Genomic DNA, 20,518 nt, shown 5'->3' on the forward strand with positions numbered 1-20,518 from the left:
CTCAGCGCCTCACCTTCTTCAAGGCCTTGTTGACCTGCTTCTCGACGTCGTCCTGCACCTCGGCGATGGGCTTGCCGGACACCAGCAGGTTGCTCACGTCCTCGCCGATCAGCAGCTCGACCGCCCGCTGCGTCGGCACGCTGCTGGGCATGGACGCGCCGGTGCGGGTGATCTCGGCCAGGTTCTCGCGGAACGGCAGCGCGCGGAAGGCCGCGCTCTGCGCCACCGAGCGCCGTACCGGCAGATGGCCGGTGCGCGCCCATTCGGCGCTGCGCTGCCAGATGAACTGCAGCAGCTTCAGCGCCGCCGCATGCTGCTCCGGCGTGGCGGCGCCACCCTTGAACAGCGCCCAGCTGTGACCGTCGGCGAAGACCGCCGGCCGCTGGTACAGCTGCGGGAACGGCACGACGGTGTAGCCGCCCTTGAGCGGCGACTCGGGCTTGCGGGCCTCGCGCAGGAACTGGTCGATCGTCCAGGTGCCGACCACGACGACACCGGCCTCGCCGTTGAGGAAGGCCTGGTTGGCCGCGCCGTAGTCGAGGTTGGGCTTCACATGCCCCTCGGCATAGAGCCGCTGCATCAGCGACAGCGCATTGACCACCTGCGGCTGGTGCATGTCGATACGGCGGCCATCGTCGCTGAACAGCTTCGTGTCCTGCTGCGCGATCAGCGTCTGGAAGGTGCGGTTGGTCGCCGCCGTCTCCTTCACGATCGCCCAGGCAAACAGCGGCTTGCCGGTCCGCTGCTTGAATTGGCGCGCCATCGCGAGCAACTCGTCCGGAGAATGCGGCAGGCGCGGCTTGCCATCCGCGCCCATCAGGCCGGCCTGGCCCATCAGCGTGGTGTTGATGTGCCACAGCCAGGCCCAGGTGTCGAAGGGGAGCGCGTAGATCTGGCCGTTCAGCGTCACGCCGCGGCGGGCATGGTCGGTGAAGTCGTTCACGTCGATGCCCAGCGCCGGCAGCGACGCATCCAGCGGCTCGATCAGGCGGCGGCGAACGTAGTCGCCGAGCGCCGATTCGTGCATCACCGCCACCGTCGGGATGTCCTTGGCCACCAGCCGCGCGGTCAGCTGGTCGTAGTACGGCGCCCACTCGGCCGTCTGCGTCTTCACGCGGATGCCGTCGGTGTTGGTGGCGTTGAACTCGTTGACCATCGCAGTCACGATGCCGCATTCGCCGACGCCCTGGCTCGCGTCGTTCACCGCGCCGAACTTGGCGTCGCAGCTGCCGAAGAAACGCATCAGCGTGATCTCGGTCTTGGGCGCGGGCTCGGCGTGGTTGTCGCCGCAGCTGGTCAGGAACGTGGTCGACATCAAGGCCGCGATGGTGGCCATGGCGAAGGCGGCCGCCCTTCTCGCGAAGGACTTCGCAACGCCTGGCGCGGGCTCTCCACGGGGCATGGGGGATCCCTCCTGGACCCCCAAGCCCCATTCCGGCCCCAGCAGCGCTCGTTGACGGCGGGCCTGAGCATGCGCGGCGTGCGCGGCGTGCGCGGTGGGCTGCGCGGTCATGAGCGGCCCGTCCCGGCGACGGCGGTCACCAGATGCTTCTGGAAGAAGAGATAAATCATCAGCACCGGGGCGCCGGCGAAGACCGCCTGCGCCATCAGGAAGCCCAATCCCTCCGACTGGGCGAAGTTGGTCTGCGTGGAGGCCAGGCCCCGCGTCAAGGTGTACATCTCCGGCTTGGTCGCGATGACCAACGGCCAGAGGTAATCGTTCCAGCACGCCAGGAAGGTGAAGATGCCCAGCGTCGCCTGCGCCGGCAGCGTCAGCGGCAGCACCACCTTGAAGAAGGTCTTGAAGCGCGAGGCGTTGTCCAGCATCGCCGCCTCCTCCAGGTCGATCGGGACGGCCTTGAAGTACTGCGTCATCAGGAAGACCCCGAACGGCGCGGCCAGTCCCGGCAGCGCCAGCCCGGCGTAGGTGTTCTGCAGGCCCCAGTCGGAGAACAGCCGGTGCAGCGGGATGAAGACGCTCTGCGAGGGCACGGCCAGGCCGAAGAGCACCAGCGGGAACAGCCAGCGCCGGCCCGGGAACTCGCAGCGCGCGAAGCCGTAACCCGCCAGCGAGGACAGCACCAGCACGCCCAGCGTCTGCAGCGCCGCCACCAGCGCGCTGTTGCCCAGCCAGCGGAACACCGCCGAGGTCTGCAGGATGTCAGCGTAGTTGGCCAGGGTGTAGGGCGGCGCCAGGAAGACGTCGGTGCGGACCATCAGCAACTCGTTGGGCTTGAACGAGAGCGCCAGCACCCACAGCAGCGGCAGCATCCACAACGCGGCCAGCAGCACCAGCGCGGCCATCACCGCGCGGTCGAACCAGCCCTTGCGCAACATCGGGGTCATCGACGCGCTCCTTGCGCGGCTTCGCGCCGCTCCAGCCACATCTGCACGCTGACGCCGACCAGCATCACCGCCAGCAGGACCTGCGAGGCGGCCGTGGCGTAGCCCAGCGAGAGCTGCATGAAGGCCTGCTCGTAGATGAACTGCACGATCGGCCGGGTGGTGTTGTTGGGACCGCCGTTGGTCATGAGCATGATCTGCGGGAAGACCTGGAACTGGCGGATCACCTCGATGACGGCCACCAGCGCGACCGTGCGCTTGAGCGCCGGCAAGGTGACATGCGTCAAGGTGCGCCAGCGGCTGGCGTTGTCCAGCGCGGCGGCCTCGTAGACGTCGGACGGGATCTGCTGCAGCGCCGAGAGGAACAGCATCATCGGCAGGCCGATGATCCACCACACCGTCACCAGCGCGAGCGTGGGCAGGGCCAGCAGGTCGCTGGTGAGCCAGGGCAGTTGCGGCAGGCCGAGCGCGGCGCTGCCCTGCGCGATCAGGCCGCGCTCGGGCATCAGGGCGAGTTGCCACACCAGCGTGATCAGCGTGACGGAGAAGACGCTGGCGCAGAAGAAGACGGCGCGCAGGAAGGCGGCCAGCTTGCCCGGTCGGTTCAGCGCCAGCGCGAGCATCAGCGACAGGCCGACGAAGACCGGCACGCTCAGCAGCACGAAGCGGATCGTGTTCCAGACAACCTGGTGGAAGACGTCGTCGGCGAGCAGCTCGCGGTAGTTCTGCCAGCCGATGAAGAAGCTGTCGTTGGACAGCAGGTCGTGGTCGTGGAAGCTGATGAACCAGCCTTTGGCCAGCGGCCAGAGCAACAGCAGCGCGTAGACCGCGACGAAGGGCAGCACGAACAGCGCATTCGCCGGGCGCGAGGCGCGCAAGCCGACGGAGGACCGCGCAGGGACCTCTGGACTCATGCCACCGCTCCCTGCGCCGACGCGTGATGCGCCAGTCCCTGCTTGTCGAAGAGGTGCGCCTCGTCCATCGCGAGTTCCAGCTGCACCGTCTCTCCAGCCGTCGGCGACACGCCCGCGACCGTGGCGATCGCGCGGGTGCCGTCGACCAACCGCACATGCGCCAGGGTCCGCTCACCCAGGAACTCGACCATCTCCACCTGCGCCGGCAGCGGACCGCGCGCCGCGGTGACGAGGTGCTCGGGACGGATGCCGAGCGTGAGCTCGCTGCCCGGCACCGCCGCCTCGACCAGCGTCCCGATCTCCTGCCCCCCCGGCAGCTCGACCGCCGCCCGTCCCTGCCGATCGGCCAGCCGCCGCACCGGGATGAAGTTCATCCCCGGCGTGCCGATGAATCCAGCCACGAAGCGCGTGGCCGGCCGGCGGTAAAGCTCCGCCGGCGGCGCGACCTGCTCGATGCGGCCGGCATTCATCACCACGATGCGGGTGGCCAGCGTCATGGCCTCGATCTGGTCGTGGGTGACGAAGACCATGGTCGCGCCCAGGCGCCGGTGCAGCTGCGCCAGCTCCAGCCGCGTGCGGCCGCGCAGCGCCGCATCCAGGTTGGACAGCGGCTCGTCGAAAAGGAAGATCGCCGGCTCCTTCACCACCGCGCGGCCGATCGCCACGCGCTGCCGCTGACCGCCGGACAGCTGCCCCGGCTTGCGCACCAGCAGCGCGTCGAGCTCCAGCATCCGCGCCGCCTCCTGGATGCGGCGGTCGATCTCGGCCTCGGTCAGCTTGATGTTGCGCAGGCCGAAGGCCAGGTTGTCGCGCACCGTCATGTGCGGATACAGCGCGTAGTGCTGGAACACCATGGCCAGCTGCCGCAGGCCCGGCGCCGCATGGGTGACGTCCTGCCCGCCGATCAGGATGCGTCCGGCCGTCACTTCCTCCAGCCCGGCGATCATGCGCAGCAGGCTGGTCTTGCCGCAGCCCGACGGGCCGAGGAACACGATGAACTCGCCCGGCGCCACGTCGAGCGACAGGTCGGGGATGACCTGCACCGCGCCATAGCGCTTGCCGATCTGCTCCAGCTTGAGGGCTGCCAACGGAATGTCTCCTGAATCCTGGTGGGAAGGCCGGGGATCGTGTCGATCTTCTCCGGCCGCATGAAATTCGCCTACAGCTGGGGCCAGCCGTCCTCGGTCCAGCGCAGCGCGTCGATGCGCAGCTTGGGTTTGCCGCCGTCCTCGGCGTCATAGGCGTGACGCACGATCCAGCGGCCGGCCACGTCCTGGTGGCCCGGACCGATCCAGCGCCCGGCGCCCTGCTCCACCACCGTGCCGCCGCCGTCCAGCATCGCCCGGCCGTCGCGGTCGAGGAAGGGGCCCATCGCCGACCGCGCGCGGCCGACGCGGATGTTGTAGGTGCTGGCCGTGCCGCGGCAGCAGAAGTCGTGCGAGGCGAACAGGTAGATCCACTCGCCATGCCGCACGATGGTCGGCGCCTCGATCGCGTCGCCGCTGCCCACGCCGTCCTTGCCGCGGCCGCGCGCGATGAAGCGCGTCGGCCCGGTCGGCCGCATCGTGGCGGGGTCGAACTCCACCAGGCGGAGTCCGCCCCAGAAGGAGCCGTAGCTCAGCCACAGCCGGCCATCGCCGCCCGCCGCGCGGTCATCGATGAACAGGTCGGGATCGATCGCGTTGAAGTCGTCGCCCTCGACGCTCTTCACGACCAGGCCCTCGTCGCGCCACGGCCCGTCCAGCGACGCGCTGCTCGTCAGCCCGATCGCCGAGCGGTTCTTGCCGAAGGTCGAGATCGAGTACAGCAGCCAGTAGCGCCCCTGCAGCGCGAAGACCTTGGGCGCCCAGACGTCCAGCCCGCGATGCGCGGGCACGGCCTCGGCCCACCAGGCCGGCGCCTGCTGGAGCGCCGGCGCCAGGCGCGACCAGCGGCGGCCATCCTCCGAGCGCAGGTGCTGGATGCCGTTGCCCGTGGTGAAGACGTGCAGCACGCCGTCGCGCTCGATCAGCGTCGGGTCATGCGCGCCGGGGGCGAGCTCCGCCGCGGGACCGTCGCCCCCCGGCGACGCGCCGGACGGCGCGATGGCCGCGCAGCCCGCCATCAACGCCGCTGCGAGCGAGGCCGTCAGTGCGACGCTGGCCGCCCGCGCGAGCGAGGCCCGACGCGCAGGTCGATGCGGGCGATGACGGGGCTGCGCGCCTTGCATGGTCAGCCGGCGAAGGTGTAGGCGGTCTTCACCGTCGTGTAGAACTCGCGGGCATGGGTGCCCTGCTCGCGCGGCCCATAGCTCGAGCCCTTCGTGCCGCCGAAAGGCACGTGGTAATCGACGCCGGCGGTCGGCAGGTTGACCATCACCATCCCGGCCTGCGCATGCAGCTTGAAGTGGCTCGCATGCTTCAGCGACCGGGTGCAGATGCCGGCGGACAGGCCGAACTCGGTGTCGTTGGCCAGCGCCAGCGCCTCGTCGTAGTCGCGCACCCGCACGACGTTGGCCACCGGGCCGAAGACCTCCTCGCGACTGATCGTCATCGCGTTGGTCGTGCCGGTGATCAGCGCCGGGCGCTGGTAGAAGCCCTTCGTCTCGCGCTCGACCACATCGCCGCCGAAGGCGAGCATGCCGCCCTCCCGCTGCGCGATGTCGACGTAGCGCAGGTTCTGCTCGAGCTGGCGCTGGTCGACCACCGGGCCGATGTCGGTGCCGGCCTTGAGCGCGTGGTCGATCTTCAGCGTGCCCAGCTTGGCGACGACGGCCTCGACGAAGCGGTCGTGGATGCCCTCGGTGACGAGGATGCGGCTCGACGCGGTGCAGCGCTGGCCGGTCGAGAAGAAGGCGCTCTGCACGGCCGAGTTCACGGCCACGTCCAGGTCGGCGTCGTCGAGCACGACCAGCGGATTCTTGCCGCCCATCTCGGCCTGCACCTTGGCCTGGCGCGCGGCGCAGGCGGCGATGATGCGACGGCCGGTGCCCACCGAGCCGGTGAAGCTGATGGCCTTGACGCGCGGCGAGTCGACCAGCGTCTGCCCGACCTGCGAGCCCGCGCCCATCACCAGGTTGAAGACGCCCTTGGGCAGCGCGGTGCGCGACAGGATGTCCGCCAGCGTCCAGCCGCAGCCCGGCACCAGCTCCGCCGGCTTGAAGACCACCGTGTTGCCGTAGGCCAGCGCCGGCGCGATCTTCCACGCGGGGATCGCGATCGGGAAGTTCCACGGCGCGATCAGGCCGACGACGCCCACCGGCTGGCGCAGCACGTCCACCGACACGCCGGGACGCACCGAGGCCACCGTCTCGCCGCCGCAGCGCAGCGCCTCGGCGGCGAAGAACTTGAAGATCATCGCGGCGCGGTGCGTCTCACCCATGCCCTCGGGCAGCGTCTTGCCTTCCTCGCGCGACAGCAGCCGGCCGATCTCCTCGCGGCGCGCCAGCAGCTCGTTGCCGACCGCGTCCAGCACGTCGAAGCGCTGCTGCGGCGTGCTCGCCGCCCACGCGGGGAACGCGGCCTGCGCCGCGGCGATGGCGGCCTCGGTCTGCGCGGCGTCGGCTTGCGCGTACAGCCCGATCACGTCGCTGGTGTCGGACGGATTGATGTTGGGTCGCTGGTCCACGCCGGCGACCCATTCGCCGGCGATGTAGTTCTTGAATTCGGGGATGGCGCTCATGACGGTCCTTGCTGACTCGGCGTCGCTCACGGCCTTACGCGGCTCTGAGTGGCTCGGGTCGGGTCTGGAAGTGAGGGGGAGGAAGGCGGGACTCAGCGGCCCCAGCGCAGCACCAGCGGATCGAGCCGCCTTGCCGCGTCGAGCAGGCCGGCCCGCACCTGCGGGTTCATCGTCGGGAACGGATGGCGCGGCGCGTCGCACGCGATCACGCCGCCCTCCTTCATCAGCGCCTTGGCGGTCAGGATGCCGCCCTGGCGGTTCTCGTAGTTGATCAGCGGCAGCCAGCGACCGTATTCGGCCACGGCGGTCTCGCGGTCACCGGCGGCGTAGGCATCGACGATGCGACGGATGCCGTCCGGATAGGCACCGCCGGTCATCGCGCCGGTGGCGCCGGCATCCAGGTCGGCCAGCAGCGTGATCGCCTCCTCGCCGTCCCAGGGACCCTCGATCGCCTCGCCGCCCAGCGCGATCAGCTCGCGCAGCTTGCTGGCGGCGCCGGCGGTCTCGATCTTGAAGTAGCGGACCTGCTCGATCTCCTTGGCCATGCGGGCCAGGAACGGCGCCGGCAGCGGCGTGCCCGACATCGGCGCGTCCTGGATCATGACGGGGATGTCGATCGCATCGGACAGGCGCGCGTAGAACTCGAAGATGCCGGCCTCGCCCACCCGCAGCGTCGCGCCGTGGTACGGCGGCATCACCATCACCATCGCCGCGCCCAGGTCCTGCGCCAGGCGGCTGCGCTCCGCGCAGATCTGCGTGCTGTAGTGGGTGGTGGTCACGATGACCGGCACGCGACCGGCGACATGCTCCAGGATCGTGCGCGTCAGCACCGCGCGCTCGTCGTCGCCCAGCACGAACTGCTCGGAGAAATTCGCCAGGATGCACAGGCCGGTGGAGCCGGCATCGATCATGAAGTCGATGCAGCGCTTCTGGCTTTCCAGGTCGAGGCCGCCCTGGGCGTTGAAGGTCGTGGGCACGACCGGGAACACGCCCTTGTAGGGCCGGGGGAAGCTCAGGCTCATCTTGTCTCCAGAGGATCGGTGATTCTTGTTGGATCGAATTAAAGTATTACTTTATTGATTCACGTATCGGTGCAAACCCTCATTCATGGCTTCTTCACTTCTCAAATAGTCAGACTTATAGAATCAGCACCACGACACACCCACAAGGGCGCGACACTCGCGTCCGACAACGACGGAGACACCATGACCAGCGCCCTCTATCCCAGCCTGCGCGAGCAGCGCGTGCTCATCACCGGCGGCGCGACCGGCATCGGCGCGACGCTGGTCGAGCGCTTCGCCGCCCAGGGCGCGCGGGTGGGATTCATCGACATCGCCGCGGACGCCGGGCGCGAGCTCGCGGAGCGGCTGCCGGGTTGCGCCTTCGTCGCGGCCGACCTGACCGACATCGCGCAGTTGCGCGCCGCGATCGCGACGCTGCGCGAGCAGCTCGGTGGCCCGTTCAAGGTGCTGCTGAACAACGCCGCCAACGACAAGCGCCATCCGCTGGAGGAGGTCACGCCCGAGTTCTGGGACCAGGCGATGGCCGTCAACATCAAGCACCAGTTCTTCGCCGCGCAGGCGGTGGCGCCGGACATGAAGGCACTGGGCGGCGGCTCGATCATCAACTTCGGTTCCTTCAGCTGGATGCTGATGCAGGGCGGGATGGCGGCGTACACGACCTCCAAGGCCGGCGTGCAGGGGCTGACGCGCTCGCTGGCGCGCGACCTCGGGCCCTTCAACATCCGCGTCAACACGCTGGTGCCGGGATGGGTGATGACCGAGAAGCAGCTCAAGCTCTGGGTCAACGACGAGACCAAGAAGGAGATCGACGCCAACCAGTGCCTGAAGCAGCCGCTGATGCCGGACCATGTCGCGGCCATGGCGCTGTTCCTGGCGGCGGACGACAGCGCGATGTGCAGCGCGCAGGACTACATCGTCGACGGGGGCTGGGCATGAGCGCCGGGCTGGCATCGCCGGCCGCCGCCCCGCGCGGCGCGGCCGGAGCGGCGGAAGCTGCCCGCGTGCATGTGGACGGGCGGGACCGGCTCGGCGAATGCGCGCTGTGGTGCGAGCGCGAGCAGGCGCTGTACTGGACCGACATCGACAACCAGCGGCTCTTCCGCTGGCGGGCCGAGGCCTCGCCCACCCGCGAGGCCGGCGGACCGGCGCTGGCCGGCGAGATCACCGAATGGCCGATGCCGGAGCCGCTGGGCAGCTTCGCGCTGTGCGACCAGCCGGGGCAGCTGCTGCTGGGGCTGGCCTCGGGCGTGGCGATGTTCGACCTGGCCACCGGCGAAATCGGGCCGTTGACGCCGGTCGAGGCCGATGAACCGCGCACCCGCATCAACGACGGCCGCTGCGATCCGCAGGGGCGTTTCGTGTTCGGCATGTTCAACCCGCACGGCGCGGCGGTGGGCGGTTATTACCGCGCGGCCGTGGCGGGCGTGGGCATCGGCCGCGGTCTGGCCATCGAGCGCTTGCCGCTGCCGCCGGGGATCGTCGGCAACTCGCTGAACTTCAGTCCCGACGGCGGCACGCTGTACTACACCGACTCCCCCACCCGCACGATCTGGGCGATGGACTACCACGCCGACGGGCGGCTCGGGGAGCGCCGCGTCTTCGCGCAGCTGCCGATGGACGGCGGGGAGCCGGACGGCGCGGCGGTCGATGCCGACGGCGGCCTGTGGTCGGCCATCTGGGGCGATGGCGTGGTGATCCGTTTCGACGCGCAGGGCCGCGAGACACTGCGCCTGTCCGTGCCGGCCTCGCAGCCGACATGTCCGGTCTTCGGCGGGCCGGCGCTGGACCGGCTCTTCGTCACGACCGCGCGCCGGCAATGCGAACATGAGCCGCTGGCCGGCGCGCTGTTCGAGCTCGATCCACACGGCCATCGCGGCCAGGTTCCTCACCGGTTCAACACACGATGACAGCGCTTCAACAACGGGTCTACGGCCACCTGCCCGACGGCCGGCCGGTGCATGAGTTCACGATGGACAACGGGCGCGGCCTGCGGCTGTCGGCGATCACCCATGGGGGCATCGTCACGCGGCTGGAGGTGCCGGATGCGCGGGGCGAATCGGCCAACGTCGTGCTGGGCCTGCCGACGCTCGAGGACTACGTGCTGCGCAATCCGCATTTCGGCGTGATCGTCGGCCGGTATGGCAACCGCATCGCGGGCGCCACGTTCCGGCTGGACGGTGAACGCCACACGCTGGTGGCCAACGACGGCGGCAACTGCCTGCACGGCGGCCCGCGCGGATTCGGCCACCTGCTGTGGCGGGCGGAAGTCGAAAGCGACAGCTGCCTGCGACTGGAACTCGACAGCCCGGCGGGCGACCAGGGCTTCCCGGGCCGGCTGCGGGCGGTGGTGCGGTACCGGCTTGATGACGAGATGGGCTGGGCCATCGAGTACGAAGCCACGACCGATGCGCCGACGGTGGTCAACCTGACGCATCACGACTACTTCAATCTGGCGGGTCGCGGGTCGGTGCTGGGGCACGAGTTGCAGATCTTCGGCAGCCGCTATTGCGAGGTGGACGAAGCGCTGATTCCGACCGCGATCACGACGGTGGCCGGCACGCCCTTCGACTTCCGTGAACCGAGGGTGATCGAGTCGCGGCTGCGCCAGGCGCACCCGCAGCTGCAGCGCGGCAAGGGCTACGACCACAACTGGGTGCTGGACGCGCCCTTCGATGGTCGACTGCACCTGGCGGCGCGGCTGCGCGATCCCGTCTCGGGCCGAAGCATGGAGGTCCTGACCACCGAGCCGGCGATGCAGTTCTACTCCGGCAACTTCCTGGACGGCAGCCTGCTGGGCAGCGAAGGCGCCTTCTATCGGCAGGGAGATGGCCTCTGCCTGGAGACGCAGCACCACCCGGACTCGCCGAACCGACCGGCAAGCCCCGACTGGCCGTCCACGATCCTGCGACCCGGCGAGGTCTATCGCAGCGTGACGCTGCATCGCTTCGCCGCTGCCTGAGCCGAGGCTCGTCAAACCGACGACCGCACGCGATGCGGTCGTCGATGACCCCACAGATCACAGCGCGGCGGGCGCGTTGTCGTCTCTTTCGTCGTGGGACGACTCATCGCGCCTGGGCCATGGCTCCACGACCACGGCTGCGGGAGCGGCTTTGACGGTCACGCGCACGCTCCCGTCTTCCTGCAGCTCCCAGAAGAACCGCGTGTCCAGCTTCGCACCCGTCGCCTTGCGGATCTCCTTAGGAACGAGGATCCGGCCATTCATCTCCATGCGGGTCATCGGCACCTGAGTCTCCTGGCGGCCTCAGCGCATGAGTTCAGCGCCGGCCAGCATCAGCCGGATCAGAATGTTCGTGTCGACCGCACACATCATCGGAACGGGTTCATGTCTTCCACGGACACGCTGATGCCGGGTGCGGGCTTCAGCATGCCGGCGAGCTCTTCGAACGTCACCGTCCTGGCAACCACCTGGATGGTCCCGTCCCTCATCAGGACCCAGAGGAACTCGGTTCCCGGCTTGGCATTCACCGCCTGACGAATCTCCCGGGGGACCGTCAGGCGTCCGTTCGCGGACATCGTCGAAATGGGCATGGCCCTCTCCTTGCTAAGTGAGCTGCCCACTCTAAGAAGACGGCCCGTGCAACTCCATGGCCCTCATGTGTCGAGATCGCCCCAAGCCGACTTCGACAAGGCAGCGCACTGCCTCCGATGCGGGGCAGCGCGCCGCCACCCGGGTCGTCTCCCGACGCCCGGGTCGGAGCGCCCGCCTCAGGAAGCCACCGGGTCCCGCGTCGGACCCTGATCAGGCAGCGCAGACGCCTGCATCAACACCGGCTCATCGCGCCGGTAGGCCCACCGGTACAGCACCGGCAGCACCAGCAGGGTCAGCGCCGTCGACGACAGGATGCCGCCGATCACCACCGTCGCCAGCGGCCGCTGCACCTCCGCCCCGGTGCCCGTGGCCAGCGCCATCGGCACGAAGCCCAGCGAGGCCACCAGCGCCGTCATCAGCACCGGCCGCAGGCGCGTCAACGCGCCCTCGTGGATGGCCACGTCCAGCGACCGGCCCTGCTCCCGCAACTGCCGGATGAAGGCGATCATCACCAGCCCGTTGAGCACCGCCACGCCGCTGAGCGCGATGAAGCCCACCGCCGCCGAGATCGACAGCGGGATCCCCCGCAACCACAGCGCCAGCACGCCCCCGGTCAGCGCGAAGGGAATGCCCGAGAACACCAGCAGGCCGTCGCGCGCGTTGCCGAACATCGCGAACAGCAAGGCGAAGACCAGCCCCAGCGCCACCGGCACCACCACGCGCAGGCGCTCGCTGGCGGACTGCAGGTTCTCGAACTGCCCGCCCCAGCCGAGCCAGTAGCCGGACGGCAGCACCACCTGCTCGCTCACCGCCCGCTGCGCCTGCACGACGAAGGAACCGAGGTCGCGGCCACGCACATTGGCGCTGACCACCACGCGGCGCTTGCCGTCCTCGCGGCTGACCTGGTTCGGCCCCGGCGCCAGCGACAACTTCGCCAGCGCCGACAGCGGCAGGAAACGCACCGCGCCGTCCGCGCCCTTGGGCAGCGGCACCGGCAGCCGCTCGATCGCCGACAGGTCAGTGCGCAGCGCCTCGGGCAGGCGCACCACGACCGGGAAGCGCCGGTCGCCCTCGAACAGCGTCCCCGCGGTCGCGCCGCCGGTGGCCGTGGCCACCAGCTCCTGCACGTCCAGCAGGTTCAGGCCGTGCCGTGCAACCTGCTCGCGGTCGATGTCCACCGTGAGCATCGGCAGGCCGGTCGTCTGCTCGACGTTGACCTGCGTCGCGCCCTCGATCCCGCCCAGCACCGCGGCGATGCGCGCCGCTGCCGCGTCCAGCTGCGCCATGTCGTCGCCGAAGACCTTCACCGCCACGTCCGAGCGCACGCCCGAGATCAGCTCGTTGAAACGCAGCTGGATCGGTTGCGAGAACTCGTAGTTCTGCCCCGGCAGCGTGGCCAGCTCCGCCTGCACGGCTTCGATCAGCGCCTCGCGCGTGCGCCGGGGCTCGGGCCACTGGTCGCGCGGCTTGAGCATCACGTAGGCATCGGAGATGTTGGGCGGCATCGGGTCCGCCGCGATCTCGGCCGTGCCGGTGCGCGAGAACACCCGCTCGATCTCCGGGAACTTCTGCTTGAGCCGCGCCTCCAGCTGCCGCTGCATCGCCACCGATTGCGTCAGGCTGGTGCCCGGCAGCCGCAGCGCCTGCACGGCGAAGTCGCCCTCGTCCAGGCTGGGCACGAACTCGCTGCCCAGCCGCGTGGCCAGCAGCGCGGACAGCACCACGGCCACGACCGCGCCGGTGATGACCACCGGCCGCGCCGCCATCGCGCGGCCCAGCAGCGGCTCGTAGGCGCGATGCGCCCAGGCCATCAGGCGGCTCTCCTTCTCCTGGACCTTGTCGCCGATGAACAGCGCCACCGCCGCCGGCACGAAGGTGATCGACAGGATCATCGCGCCCAGCAGCGCCAGCACCACCGTCACCGCCATCGGATGGAACATGCGGCCCTCCACGCCGGTGAGCGCGAAGATCGGCAGGTACACCACCATGATGATCAGCTGCCCGAACAGCAGCGGCCGGCGCGCCTCCTGCGCCGCGGCGAAGACTTCATGGAAGCGCTCGCCGCGCGTCAGCGGCCGGCCCAGCCGCGCCTGGGCATGCGCCAGCCGCCGCACGCAGTTCTCGACGATCACGACCGCCCCGTCCACGATGATCCCGAAGTCCAGGGCGCCCAGGCTCATCAGGTTGGCGCTGACCTTCTGGCTGACCATGCCGCTGAAGGTGAACAGCATCGACAGCGGGATGACCATCGCCGTCAGCACCGCCGCGCGCAGGTTGCCCAGGAACAGGAACAGCACCGCGATCACCAGCACCGCGCCTTCGACCAGGTTCTTCCTCACCGTGGCGATGGCCTTGTCCACCAGCACCGTGCGGTCGTAGACGGTGACCACCTGCACGCCCTTGGGCAGCGTGGTGGCGACCGCCTTCATCTTGCGGTCCACCGCCTGCGCGACGCTGCGGCTGTTCTCGCCGCTCAGCATGAACACGGTGCCCAGCACCACCTCGCGGCCGTTGTCGGTCGCGGCGCCGCCGCGCAACTCCTTGCCGATGCCCACCTGCGCCACGTCGCGCACCCGCACCGGCACGCCGCCCTCGCTGCGCAGCACGACCTGGCCGATGTCGGCCAGGCCGCGCAACTGGCCGGGCGCGCGGATCAGGTACTGCTCGCCGCGCCGCTCGATGTAGCCCGCGCCGACATTGGCGTTGTTGCGCTCCAGCGCCGCGACCACGTCCGCCAGCGTCAGCCCGTGCGAGGACAGCCGGCCGGGATCGGGCGCGATCTCGAACTCCTTCGCGAAGCCGCCGATCGTGTTGACCTCGGTCACGCCCGGCACCGTGCGCAGCTGCGGCTTGACGACCCAGTCCTGCAGCTCGCGCAGGTCGGTCGGCGTGTAGGGCGTGCCATCGGCCTTGCGCGCGCCCTCCTCGGCCTCGAGGGTCCACTGGTAGATCTCGCCCAGGCCGGTGGACACCGGCCCCATCGCCGGCGCCAGCCCGTCGGGCAGCTGCTCGCGCGCGGCCTGCAGCCGCTCGTTGACCAGCTGCCGCGCGAAATGGATGTCGGTGCCGTCGCGGAAGATCACCGTGACCTGCGACAGCCCGTAGCGGGACAGCGAGCGGGTCTGCTTCAGCCCCGGCAGCCCCGCCATCGCGGTCTCCACCGGGAAGGTCACGCGCTGCTCGGTCTCCAGCGGCGAATAGCCCGGTGCGCCGGTGTTGATCTGCACCTGGACGTTGGTGATGTCGGGCACGGCGTCGATCGGCAGCTTCTGGTAGCTGAAGACCCCCAGCGCCGCCATGCCCAGCACGGCCAGCAGCACCAGCCAGCGGTGCTCGATGGCGAATCGGATGATGCGTTCGAACATGCCGCCTCCGTCAGTGCGAATGGGTCGCCGAGCCCTTGCCGGCCTCGGACTTGATGACGAAGGCATTGCGCGTCGCGACCCGTGTGCCGGGCTTCAGGCCCTCGAGGACCTCGGTGCGCTGCCCATCGGTGCGACCGGTCTTCACCGGCTGCGCGGCGAAGCCCTCGGCCACCCGCACGAAGACGACCGGCCGGTCCTCGACGATCTGCACCGCCTCCGCCGGCACGGTCACCGGCGCCGACGTCTCGCCGGTCACCAGCTCCACGTCGACGAACAAGCCGGGTCGCCAGGCGCCGTCCGGGTTCGACAAGGCGATCCGCGCCTGCGCCGTGCGGGTCTGCCCGCCGATCAGCGCGCCGACGTAGGTGACCGTGCCCGGCGCCGACTGCTCGAAGGCGGTGGCGCGCACCACCGCGCGCGCGCCCACGCGCACCTTGGCCAGGTCGGCGGCGGGCACGTCGATCCGCGCCCAGACGGTGCGCAGGTCCGACAGCACGAAGGCGCTGGCGTCCTCCTTGACCTGCTCGCCCAGCGCGAGGTGCTTCTCGACGACGACGCCATCGAAAGGCGCGCGCAATTCGAAGCGGTTGAGCGCGCCGCCGGTCGGCGACGCGCCCACGGCCTGCAGCTTCTGGCGCGCGTTGGCGACCGCGATCTCCGCCTCCCGCAGGGCCTGTTCGGCCACGTCGACGTCCTGGCGGGGCGAGATCTTCTCCTCCCACAGCTGGCGTTCGCGCTCGAAGGTCGTGCGCGCCAGCTGCAGCCGTTTCTGCGCGGCGAGCCACTCGCTGCGCTGGTCCGACACCTGCGCGCTGGCGATGACCGCCAGCAGCTCGCCCTTGCGCACCGCCTGGCCGAGCGCCGCCGGCACCGCCTCGACGACCCCGGCTACGCGCGGCACCACATGCGCGGTGCGGTCCTCGTTGAAGCCGATCTCGCCCGGCAGGCGGGTGGTCGCGCGCAGGGTCGCCGGTCCGACGGCCTCGAGCGTGATCGCCGCGGCCTGGACCTGCGCCTCGGTCATGGCGACGGTCTCGGGCGCTGCGGCCGAGCCCGCATGCCCGTGCTCATCCTTCGCCGCAGCCGGCCGCGCACCCGGCGCCTCGTCATGGCCGTGGTCATCGTGTCCGTCCTCGGCGTGCTCGCCTTGGCCCTTGGGCGAGGAAGCGGGCCCCGAGGCCAGGATCGCGGCGCCGCCGCTCAGGCCGATGGCCAGCAGCACCGCGATCGCGATCCGTTGCCGCTTCGGCAGCGCGTGGCCCGAGGCGGTCTTGTCGTCTTGCTTGTTGAAATTCATCGTCGTTCTCACGGTTGCTGGGCGGGGGCGCCGAGGCGCCGGTCGAGTTCAGCCTGGGCGCGGTAGGCCTTGGCCAGCGCGTCCAGGAGCTGCGTCCGCGCCTGCAGCCAGGTGCGCTGCGCGTCGAGCACGTCCAGGAAGCCGAACTTGCCGAGCTCGAAGCCGCGGCTCGCGGCGGTGTAGGCCTCGCGCGCGCCGGGCAGCACCTCGCGGCGCAGCGCCTGGACCTCGTCGGCCCGGGCCCGCAGTTCGTCGGCGGCGGCCAGCACCTCGGCCCGCAGGCGCTGCGATTCGGCCTCGGCGCGCTGCTCGGCCGCCTGCCGGCGCTTGAGGGCCTCGCGTTGCGCGCCCTGGTTGCGATCGAACAGCGGCAGCGGCAGCGACACGCCGATGACGGCCTGGCTGCGGCCGATCTCCTGCGAGCGCTTCGCGCCCAGGCTCACCGTCAGGTCGGGGATGCGCTGGGTGCGCGCCAGGTCATAGGCAGCCTGGGCCTGCTCGACGTCCAGCCGAGCCCGGCGCAGCGCCGGCGCATCGGCCAGCCGCCGACCAACCTCGGCCGCGTCGGGCAACGGCGGCAGCGCGTCCGCGCGACCGTCGAGCGCGCCGATCGTGGATTCCTCCACGCCGATGGCGGCCGCCAACGCATGCCGCGAAGCGAGCTGCTCGGCCTGCGCCTGGCGCCATTCGATCCGCGCCGTCGACACCGCGACCCGGGCGCGGGTCTCGTCGATCGGCGACAGCTTGCCGGCCGCCACGCGGCGCGCGGTCGCACCGGCGCCGTCGCCGGCGATGCGCAGCGACTCCTCGGCGCTCTGCAGGCGCTCCTGGGCCAGCAAGGCGACGAAGAAGGCCTGGACCACCTCGGCGCGCAGCTCGGCGCGCACGGCGTCGAGTTCCGCCTGGGCCAGGTCGCGACCGCGCCGGGCCCATTCGGTCCGGGCAGCGCGCTGGCCGCCGATCTCCAGCGGCTGGCTCAGCAGGACGGTGACGGTGCGGGTCTCGCGCCGGGTGTCCTCCTGCTCGAGGCTCAGCGTGGGATTGGGCGGCAAGGCCGCCTGCCGCACCGCGCCGTCGGCGGCCTCGACGTCGAAGGCGGCCGCGCGCAGCCGCGGGTGCGCGCCCAGGGCGCGCTCGACGGCGGCCTCCAGCGAGAGCGGCTGCGGCGTGTCGGGCCGCGGCGAGGCGACTGGGGGCGGAGCTCCGGCATCGGACGAGCGTCCGGCGCCGGACGAGGATCCCGCATCGAATGAGCGCCCGGCGACGGGCGAAGACCCCGCATCGGACGAGGGCCCGGCGGTGGCCGGACCGGACGAGGCCCGGCTCGCCAGGGGAAGAAGGGACAGCAGTGCCGCGCTGCACAGCGGCACCAGGAACTTGCGCATCGGAGACTCCGGCGTTGCGCCCGCCGCCGCGTGGAGCGGCGGGCAGGAAAGGGATCAACGGGGAATCGGCGAGCGCCTGAGGCCTCGGCCAGGCCGAGGCGGTCGAGGATCAGGGAATGAGGAGGCGCCCGCCGCTCAGGCGGTGCGCCAATTGGGGCGTTCGCGGCGGTCGGGGCCGCGCGAGGACCAGGACTCGGGCGCGGCGGCGCGAGCGATCGGCCCGTTCACGGCCGGCAGCTCCAGCGGCGTGCTCGCCACCGGCTGGGTGTGCCCCAGATGGCAGAAGCCGCAATCGTCGTCGACGCAGGGCGTCGGCGGATGGGTGGCCTTGGCGGCGTCGGCGGATGGGGCCTCCGGCGAGGAGCCGGACCGATGCTCGCCCTCATGACGATGCTCGTGATGCCCGACATGACGGGCGGCGGGATCTTCCTCATGCCCGCAATAGGTCGCCGCCACCGCCCAGCTCAGCTGGAGCGGCACCAGGATCAGCAGGAAGACGGCGAACCAGCGGCGCATGGAGCGCGAGTATAGGCGGCCGCTTCCTCGATCATCTCGTCGACCTGCGTCGCCAGATGCAGGTTGACACGCACGGCGGTCCACTCCTCCCGGCCGCGCGCGAAGGCCCGGCCGTTCGCGGCCTCCTGGATCGCGTGCTCACCCCAGAGGCCGCGTTCCCCGAAGCCCGGCGCGCCCGAGACGATCGCCGACGCCGCCTCCTGGCTGGCCTCGTCGACGGTCGATCGCAGTCGTCGCTCGAAGCGCCATTCGCCCTGCCGCGTGTAATCGATCCGCACCAGGCCCGGCGGCCACTCGGCGCCAGGCTCGCTGGGCGCGTGGACCGACCCGTGGTCGCCATAAGCGACCCGCGCCGAGGCGCCCACCCGTCGGTGCAACTCCCGCTCGAGCAGGGCCAGGCGCCCCGAACGCGGGAACTCGCCGGTCGGCGCGCGGCCCAGCGCCTGCGCCGCGGACGGAAAGCTGTTGCCCATCACCACGACGCGCAGGTCTCGCCATCTGGCTCGCCAGCGCAGCACCAGGTCACGCGCGTTGCCCGCGCAGCCCAGCAGCCAGTCCCGTTCGGTCCCGAAGTCCAGGACGACCAGCGCCCGCCCGGGTGCGTCGAGCTGGTCCAGCGCCAGTTCGACGCCGGTCGTCAAGGGCACCGCGCCGCGCAGGCGGAAGACGACCAGGCCGAACTCGCGCTCGATGTCCACCGCCTGCTGCGCGACGGCGCGCGGGTTGGCACCGTCGGGCGCCTGGACCACGGGCAGCGCACCCGGATGGTCCTGGACGAACTCGCGCCAGAGCCGGAACCCCTGCGCCGGATCGACCAGCTGCCGCCAGGCCGCGGCATGCTCGGACGGCGCACGGCCGAGGTCCACCAGGTAGGGCAGCGAGCGCATCACCTCTTCCGCCTGCCGGGCGGCATGGCGGAAATCCACCAGGGCGGGCATCCGCGGCGTCGGCGTCAGCGTGAGCAGGGGCAGCATGCGGCGCTTGCGCGCCCGATCGAGCTCGCGCAGCCCCAGCAGTTCCGCCGGCTGCGTCCGCAGCGAGGGAAAGTAGACGATCTCGTCCAGCGACACGTCCTTCATCGACTCCTCCTTGGGGCCCTGCCCCGGTCGCGGACGCCCCGCGCGCCCGGTCCGCGCAGGCTAGGAACGCGGGGCCTCGTATGCCAGCGGCGGGATTGATCGATGTCAGGAATCGCAGCGGACGACGCGTTTGTATGCCGCTGTATCTGCTGGCGCCCGGGCGACACCGGCATGCATCCCGGCCCGCAAGTCGACAAGCCGGCGATACATCCGCCCGGTCCACTGGGGCCTTCGCCACCACACCCTGGAGACCGACATGACCGAGGCCTCGCTGCCCCGCCGCCGCTTCCTGATCGGCGCCGCTTCCGCGGCCACCGCCGTTGCCCTCCCGACCGGCCTGAGCCGGGCCGCCACCGCCGCCCCTGCGGGTGACGCACCCGGCGCCAGCGGATCGCCGATCGCCGTTTCGCCGGCCTTCGGCGTCCTGAAGGAGATCGACGCCGGCGACCTGCGCGTGGGCTACGTCGAAGCGGGCCCCGCCGACGGCCCGCCGGTGCTGCTGCTGCATGGCTGGCCGTATGACGTCCATACCTACGAGGCGGTCGCGCCCCTGCTGGCCGCGGCCGGACATCGCGTGATCGTTCCCTACGCGCGGGGTTACGGCACGACGCGCTTCCTGTCGGCGGGCACGCCTCGCAACGGCCAGCAGGGCGCGCTGGCCAGCGATGCCATCGCCTTGCTGGACGCGCTGCGCATTCCGAAGGCGCTGGTCGCCGGCTGCGACTGGGGCGCGCGCACGGCGGGCATCCTGGCCGCGTTATGGCCGGAGCGCTGCGAGGCGCTGGTGTCCGTCAGCGGCTACCTGTTGGTCAGCCGACAGGTCAACCAGCAGCCGCTGCCGCCGGCGGCCGAGCTGCAATGGTGGTACCAGTACTACTTCGCGACCGAGCGCGGCCGCCTGGGCTACCAGCAACACCGCGAGGCCTTCGCGCGGCTGATCTGGCAGCTGGCCTCGCCGCAATGGCGCTTCGACGACGCGACCTTCGCTCGCAGCGCGGCCGCGTTCTCCAACCCGGACCATGTCGACATCGTCGTGCACAACTACCGCTGGCGCCTCGGGCTGGCCGAGGGCGAGCCGCGCTTCGATGCGATCGAGGCCCGCATCGGCGCGGCGCCGGTGATCGGCATTCCGACGATCACGCTGGAGGGCGATGCCAACGGCGCGCCTCATCCGTCGCCCGCCGCCTATCGGCCCAAGTTCAGCGGGCGTTACGAGCACCGCGACCTGCGCGGCGGCATCGGCCACAACCTGCCGCAGGAAGCGCCGAAGGCGTTCGCGCAAGCCATCCTCGACGTCAGGCGGTTCTGAGCGCCTCAGAATTTCCGGTGCGGAAACGAAAGCGGGGTTCCCATGCGGGAACCCCGTTGCTCGAAGTGCGATGACCGT

At 70.8% G+C, this 20,518-nt stretch carries 18 protein-coding genes; 4 read left to right on the forward strand and 14 right to left on the reverse strand.

The genetic code is table 11. The features are described from left to right. Position 1 precedes the first annotated feature (1 nt). From BM393_RS10580 to BM393_RS10610, 7 genes are all read right to left on the reverse strand, one after another. Positions 2 to 1,315 carry an extracellular solute-binding protein gene (locus tag BM393_RS10580; protein ID WP_175538278.1) on the reverse strand — a complete coding sequence of 438 codons (1,314 nt, stop codon included), beginning with the start codon at positions 1,313 to 1,315 and terminating at the stop codon, positions 2 to 4. 194 nt (positions 1,316 to 1,509) lie between these two features. After that, positions 1,510 to 2,346, reverse strand: coding sequence for a carbohydrate ABC transporter permease (locus BM393_RS10585; protein ID WP_091724724.1), 837 nt, complete (start codon positions 2,344 to 2,346; stop codon positions 1,510 to 1,512). Further along, positions 2,343 to 3,257 carry a carbohydrate ABC transporter permease gene (locus BM393_RS10590; RefSeq protein ID WP_091724725.1) on the reverse strand — a complete coding sequence of 305 codons (915 nt, stop codon included), beginning with the start codon at positions 3,255 to 3,257 and terminating at the stop codon, positions 2,343 to 2,345. Before BM393_RS10590 ends, BM393_RS10585 begins: the two co-directional genes overlap by 4 nt. Continuing rightward, entirely contained in the window at positions 3,254 to 4,345 is a 1,092-nt protein-coding gene (locus BM393_RS10595; protein WP_091724726.1) for an ABC transporter ATP-binding protein, read from the reverse strand. The genes BM393_RS10590 and BM393_RS10595 overlap by 4 nt, the downstream gene beginning before the upstream one ends. 71 nt (positions 4,346 to 4,416) lie before the next feature. Continuing rightward, complete coding sequence (locus BM393_RS10600) at positions 4,417 to 5,361, reverse strand: arabinan endo-1,5-alpha-L-arabinosidase (protein WP_175538279.1); 945 nt, start codon at positions 5,359 to 5,361, stop codon at positions 4,417 to 4,419. A 107-nt stretch (positions 5,362 to 5,468) separates the two neighbouring features. Then, positions 5,469 to 6,917, reverse strand: coding sequence for an aldehyde dehydrogenase family protein (locus BM393_RS10605; protein WP_091724728.1), 1,449 nt, complete (start codon positions 6,915 to 6,917; stop codon positions 5,469 to 5,471). A 92-nt stretch (positions 6,918 to 7,009) separates the two neighbouring features. Next, complete coding sequence (locus BM393_RS10610) at positions 7,010 to 7,939, reverse strand: dihydrodipicolinate synthase family protein (RefSeq protein WP_091724729.1); 930 nt, start codon at positions 7,937 to 7,939, stop codon at positions 7,010 to 7,012. A gap of 183 nt (positions 7,940 to 8,122) precedes the next feature. On the opposite strand from BM393_RS10610, the gene BM393_RS10615 reads away from it, so the two are divergent. From BM393_RS10615 to BM393_RS10625, 3 genes are read left to right on the forward strand one after another with little or no spacing between them, the layout of a single operon-like run. Beyond that, the gene (locus BM393_RS10615; RefSeq protein WP_091724730.1) at positions 8,123 to 8,875 is read left to right on the forward strand and encodes an SDR family NAD(P)-dependent oxidoreductase; all 753 of its coding nucleotides are present in this window, start codon (positions 8,123 to 8,125) and stop codon (positions 8,873 to 8,875) included. After that, a complete protein-coding gene (locus BM393_RS10620; protein ID WP_091724731.1) occupies positions 8,872 to 9,846 on the forward strand; it encodes an SMP-30/gluconolactonase/LRE family protein in 975 nt (324 codons plus the stop codon). The genes BM393_RS10615 and BM393_RS10620 overlap by 4 nt, the downstream gene beginning before the upstream one ends. Continuing rightward, positions 9,843 to 10,898, forward strand: coding sequence for an aldose epimerase family protein (locus BM393_RS10625; RefSeq protein WP_091724732.1), 1,056 nt, complete (start codon positions 9,843 to 9,845; stop codon positions 10,896 to 10,898). The genes BM393_RS10620 and BM393_RS10625 overlap by 4 nt, the downstream gene beginning before the upstream one ends. Positions 10,899 to 10,955: 57 nt before the next feature. On the opposite strand, the gene BM393_RS10630 is transcribed toward BM393_RS10625, so the two are convergent. The 7 genes from BM393_RS10630 to BM393_RS10660 all read right to left on the reverse strand — a co-directional run bounded on the left by BM393_RS10630 (position 10,956) and on the right by BM393_RS10660 (position 19,131). Further along, positions 10,956 to 11,183: a hypothetical protein gene (locus tag BM393_RS10630; RefSeq protein ID WP_141225292.1), complete on the reverse strand. Its 228-nt coding sequence runs from the start codon at positions 11,181 to 11,183 to the stop codon at positions 10,956 to 10,958. 83 nt (positions 11,184 to 11,266) lie between these two features. Then, positions 11,267 to 11,488 (reverse strand): AbrB/MazE/SpoVT family DNA-binding domain-containing protein, encoded by a 222-nt coding sequence (locus BM393_RS10635; protein WP_091724734.1) that lies wholly within the window; start codon positions 11,486 to 11,488, stop codon positions 11,267 to 11,269. A gap of 177 nt (positions 11,489 to 11,665) precedes the next feature. Next, positions 11,666 to 14,854 carry an efflux RND transporter permease subunit gene (locus tag BM393_RS10640; RefSeq protein ID WP_091724735.1) on the reverse strand — a complete coding sequence of 1,063 codons (3,189 nt, stop codon included), beginning with the start codon at positions 14,852 to 14,854 and terminating at the stop codon, positions 11,666 to 11,668. Positions 14,855 to 14,864: 10 nt separating this feature from the next. Further along, a complete protein-coding gene (locus tag BM393_RS10645) occupies positions 14,865 to 16,151 on the reverse strand; it encodes an efflux RND transporter periplasmic adaptor subunit (protein ID WP_091724736.1) in 1,287 nt (428 codons plus the stop codon). 8 nt (positions 16,152 to 16,159) lie between these two features. Beyond that, complete coding sequence (locus BM393_RS10650; protein WP_091724737.1) at positions 16,160 to 17,536, reverse strand: TolC family protein; 1,377 nt, start codon at positions 17,534 to 17,536, stop codon at positions 16,160 to 16,162. A 135-nt stretch (positions 17,537 to 17,671) separates the two neighbouring features. Continuing rightward, positions 17,672 to 18,052 carry a DUF2946 family protein gene (locus tag BM393_RS10655; protein WP_091724738.1) on the reverse strand — a complete coding sequence of 127 codons (381 nt, stop codon included), beginning with the start codon at positions 18,050 to 18,052 and terminating at the stop codon, positions 17,672 to 17,674. Beyond that, positions 18,022 to 19,131, reverse strand: a complete 1,110-nt coding sequence (locus BM393_RS10660; RefSeq protein WP_091724739.1) for a beta family protein — start codon at positions 19,129 to 19,131, stop codon at positions 18,022 to 18,024. The genes BM393_RS10655 and BM393_RS10660 overlap by 31 nt, the downstream gene beginning before the upstream one ends. A gap of 256 nt (positions 19,132 to 19,387) precedes the next feature. Between BM393_RS10660 and BM393_RS10665 the strand changes: the two genes are divergently transcribed. After that, positions 19,388 to 20,440, forward strand: coding sequence for an alpha/beta fold hydrolase (locus BM393_RS10665; RefSeq protein WP_091724740.1), 1,053 nt, complete (start codon positions 19,388 to 19,390; stop codon positions 20,438 to 20,440). Positions 20,441 to 20,518 lie beyond the last annotated feature (78 nt).

The organism is Mitsuaria sp. PDC51 (genome assembly GCF_900113225.1).
GTDB lineage: Bacteria > Pseudomonadota > Gammaproteobacteria > Burkholderiales > Burkholderiaceae_C > Roseateles.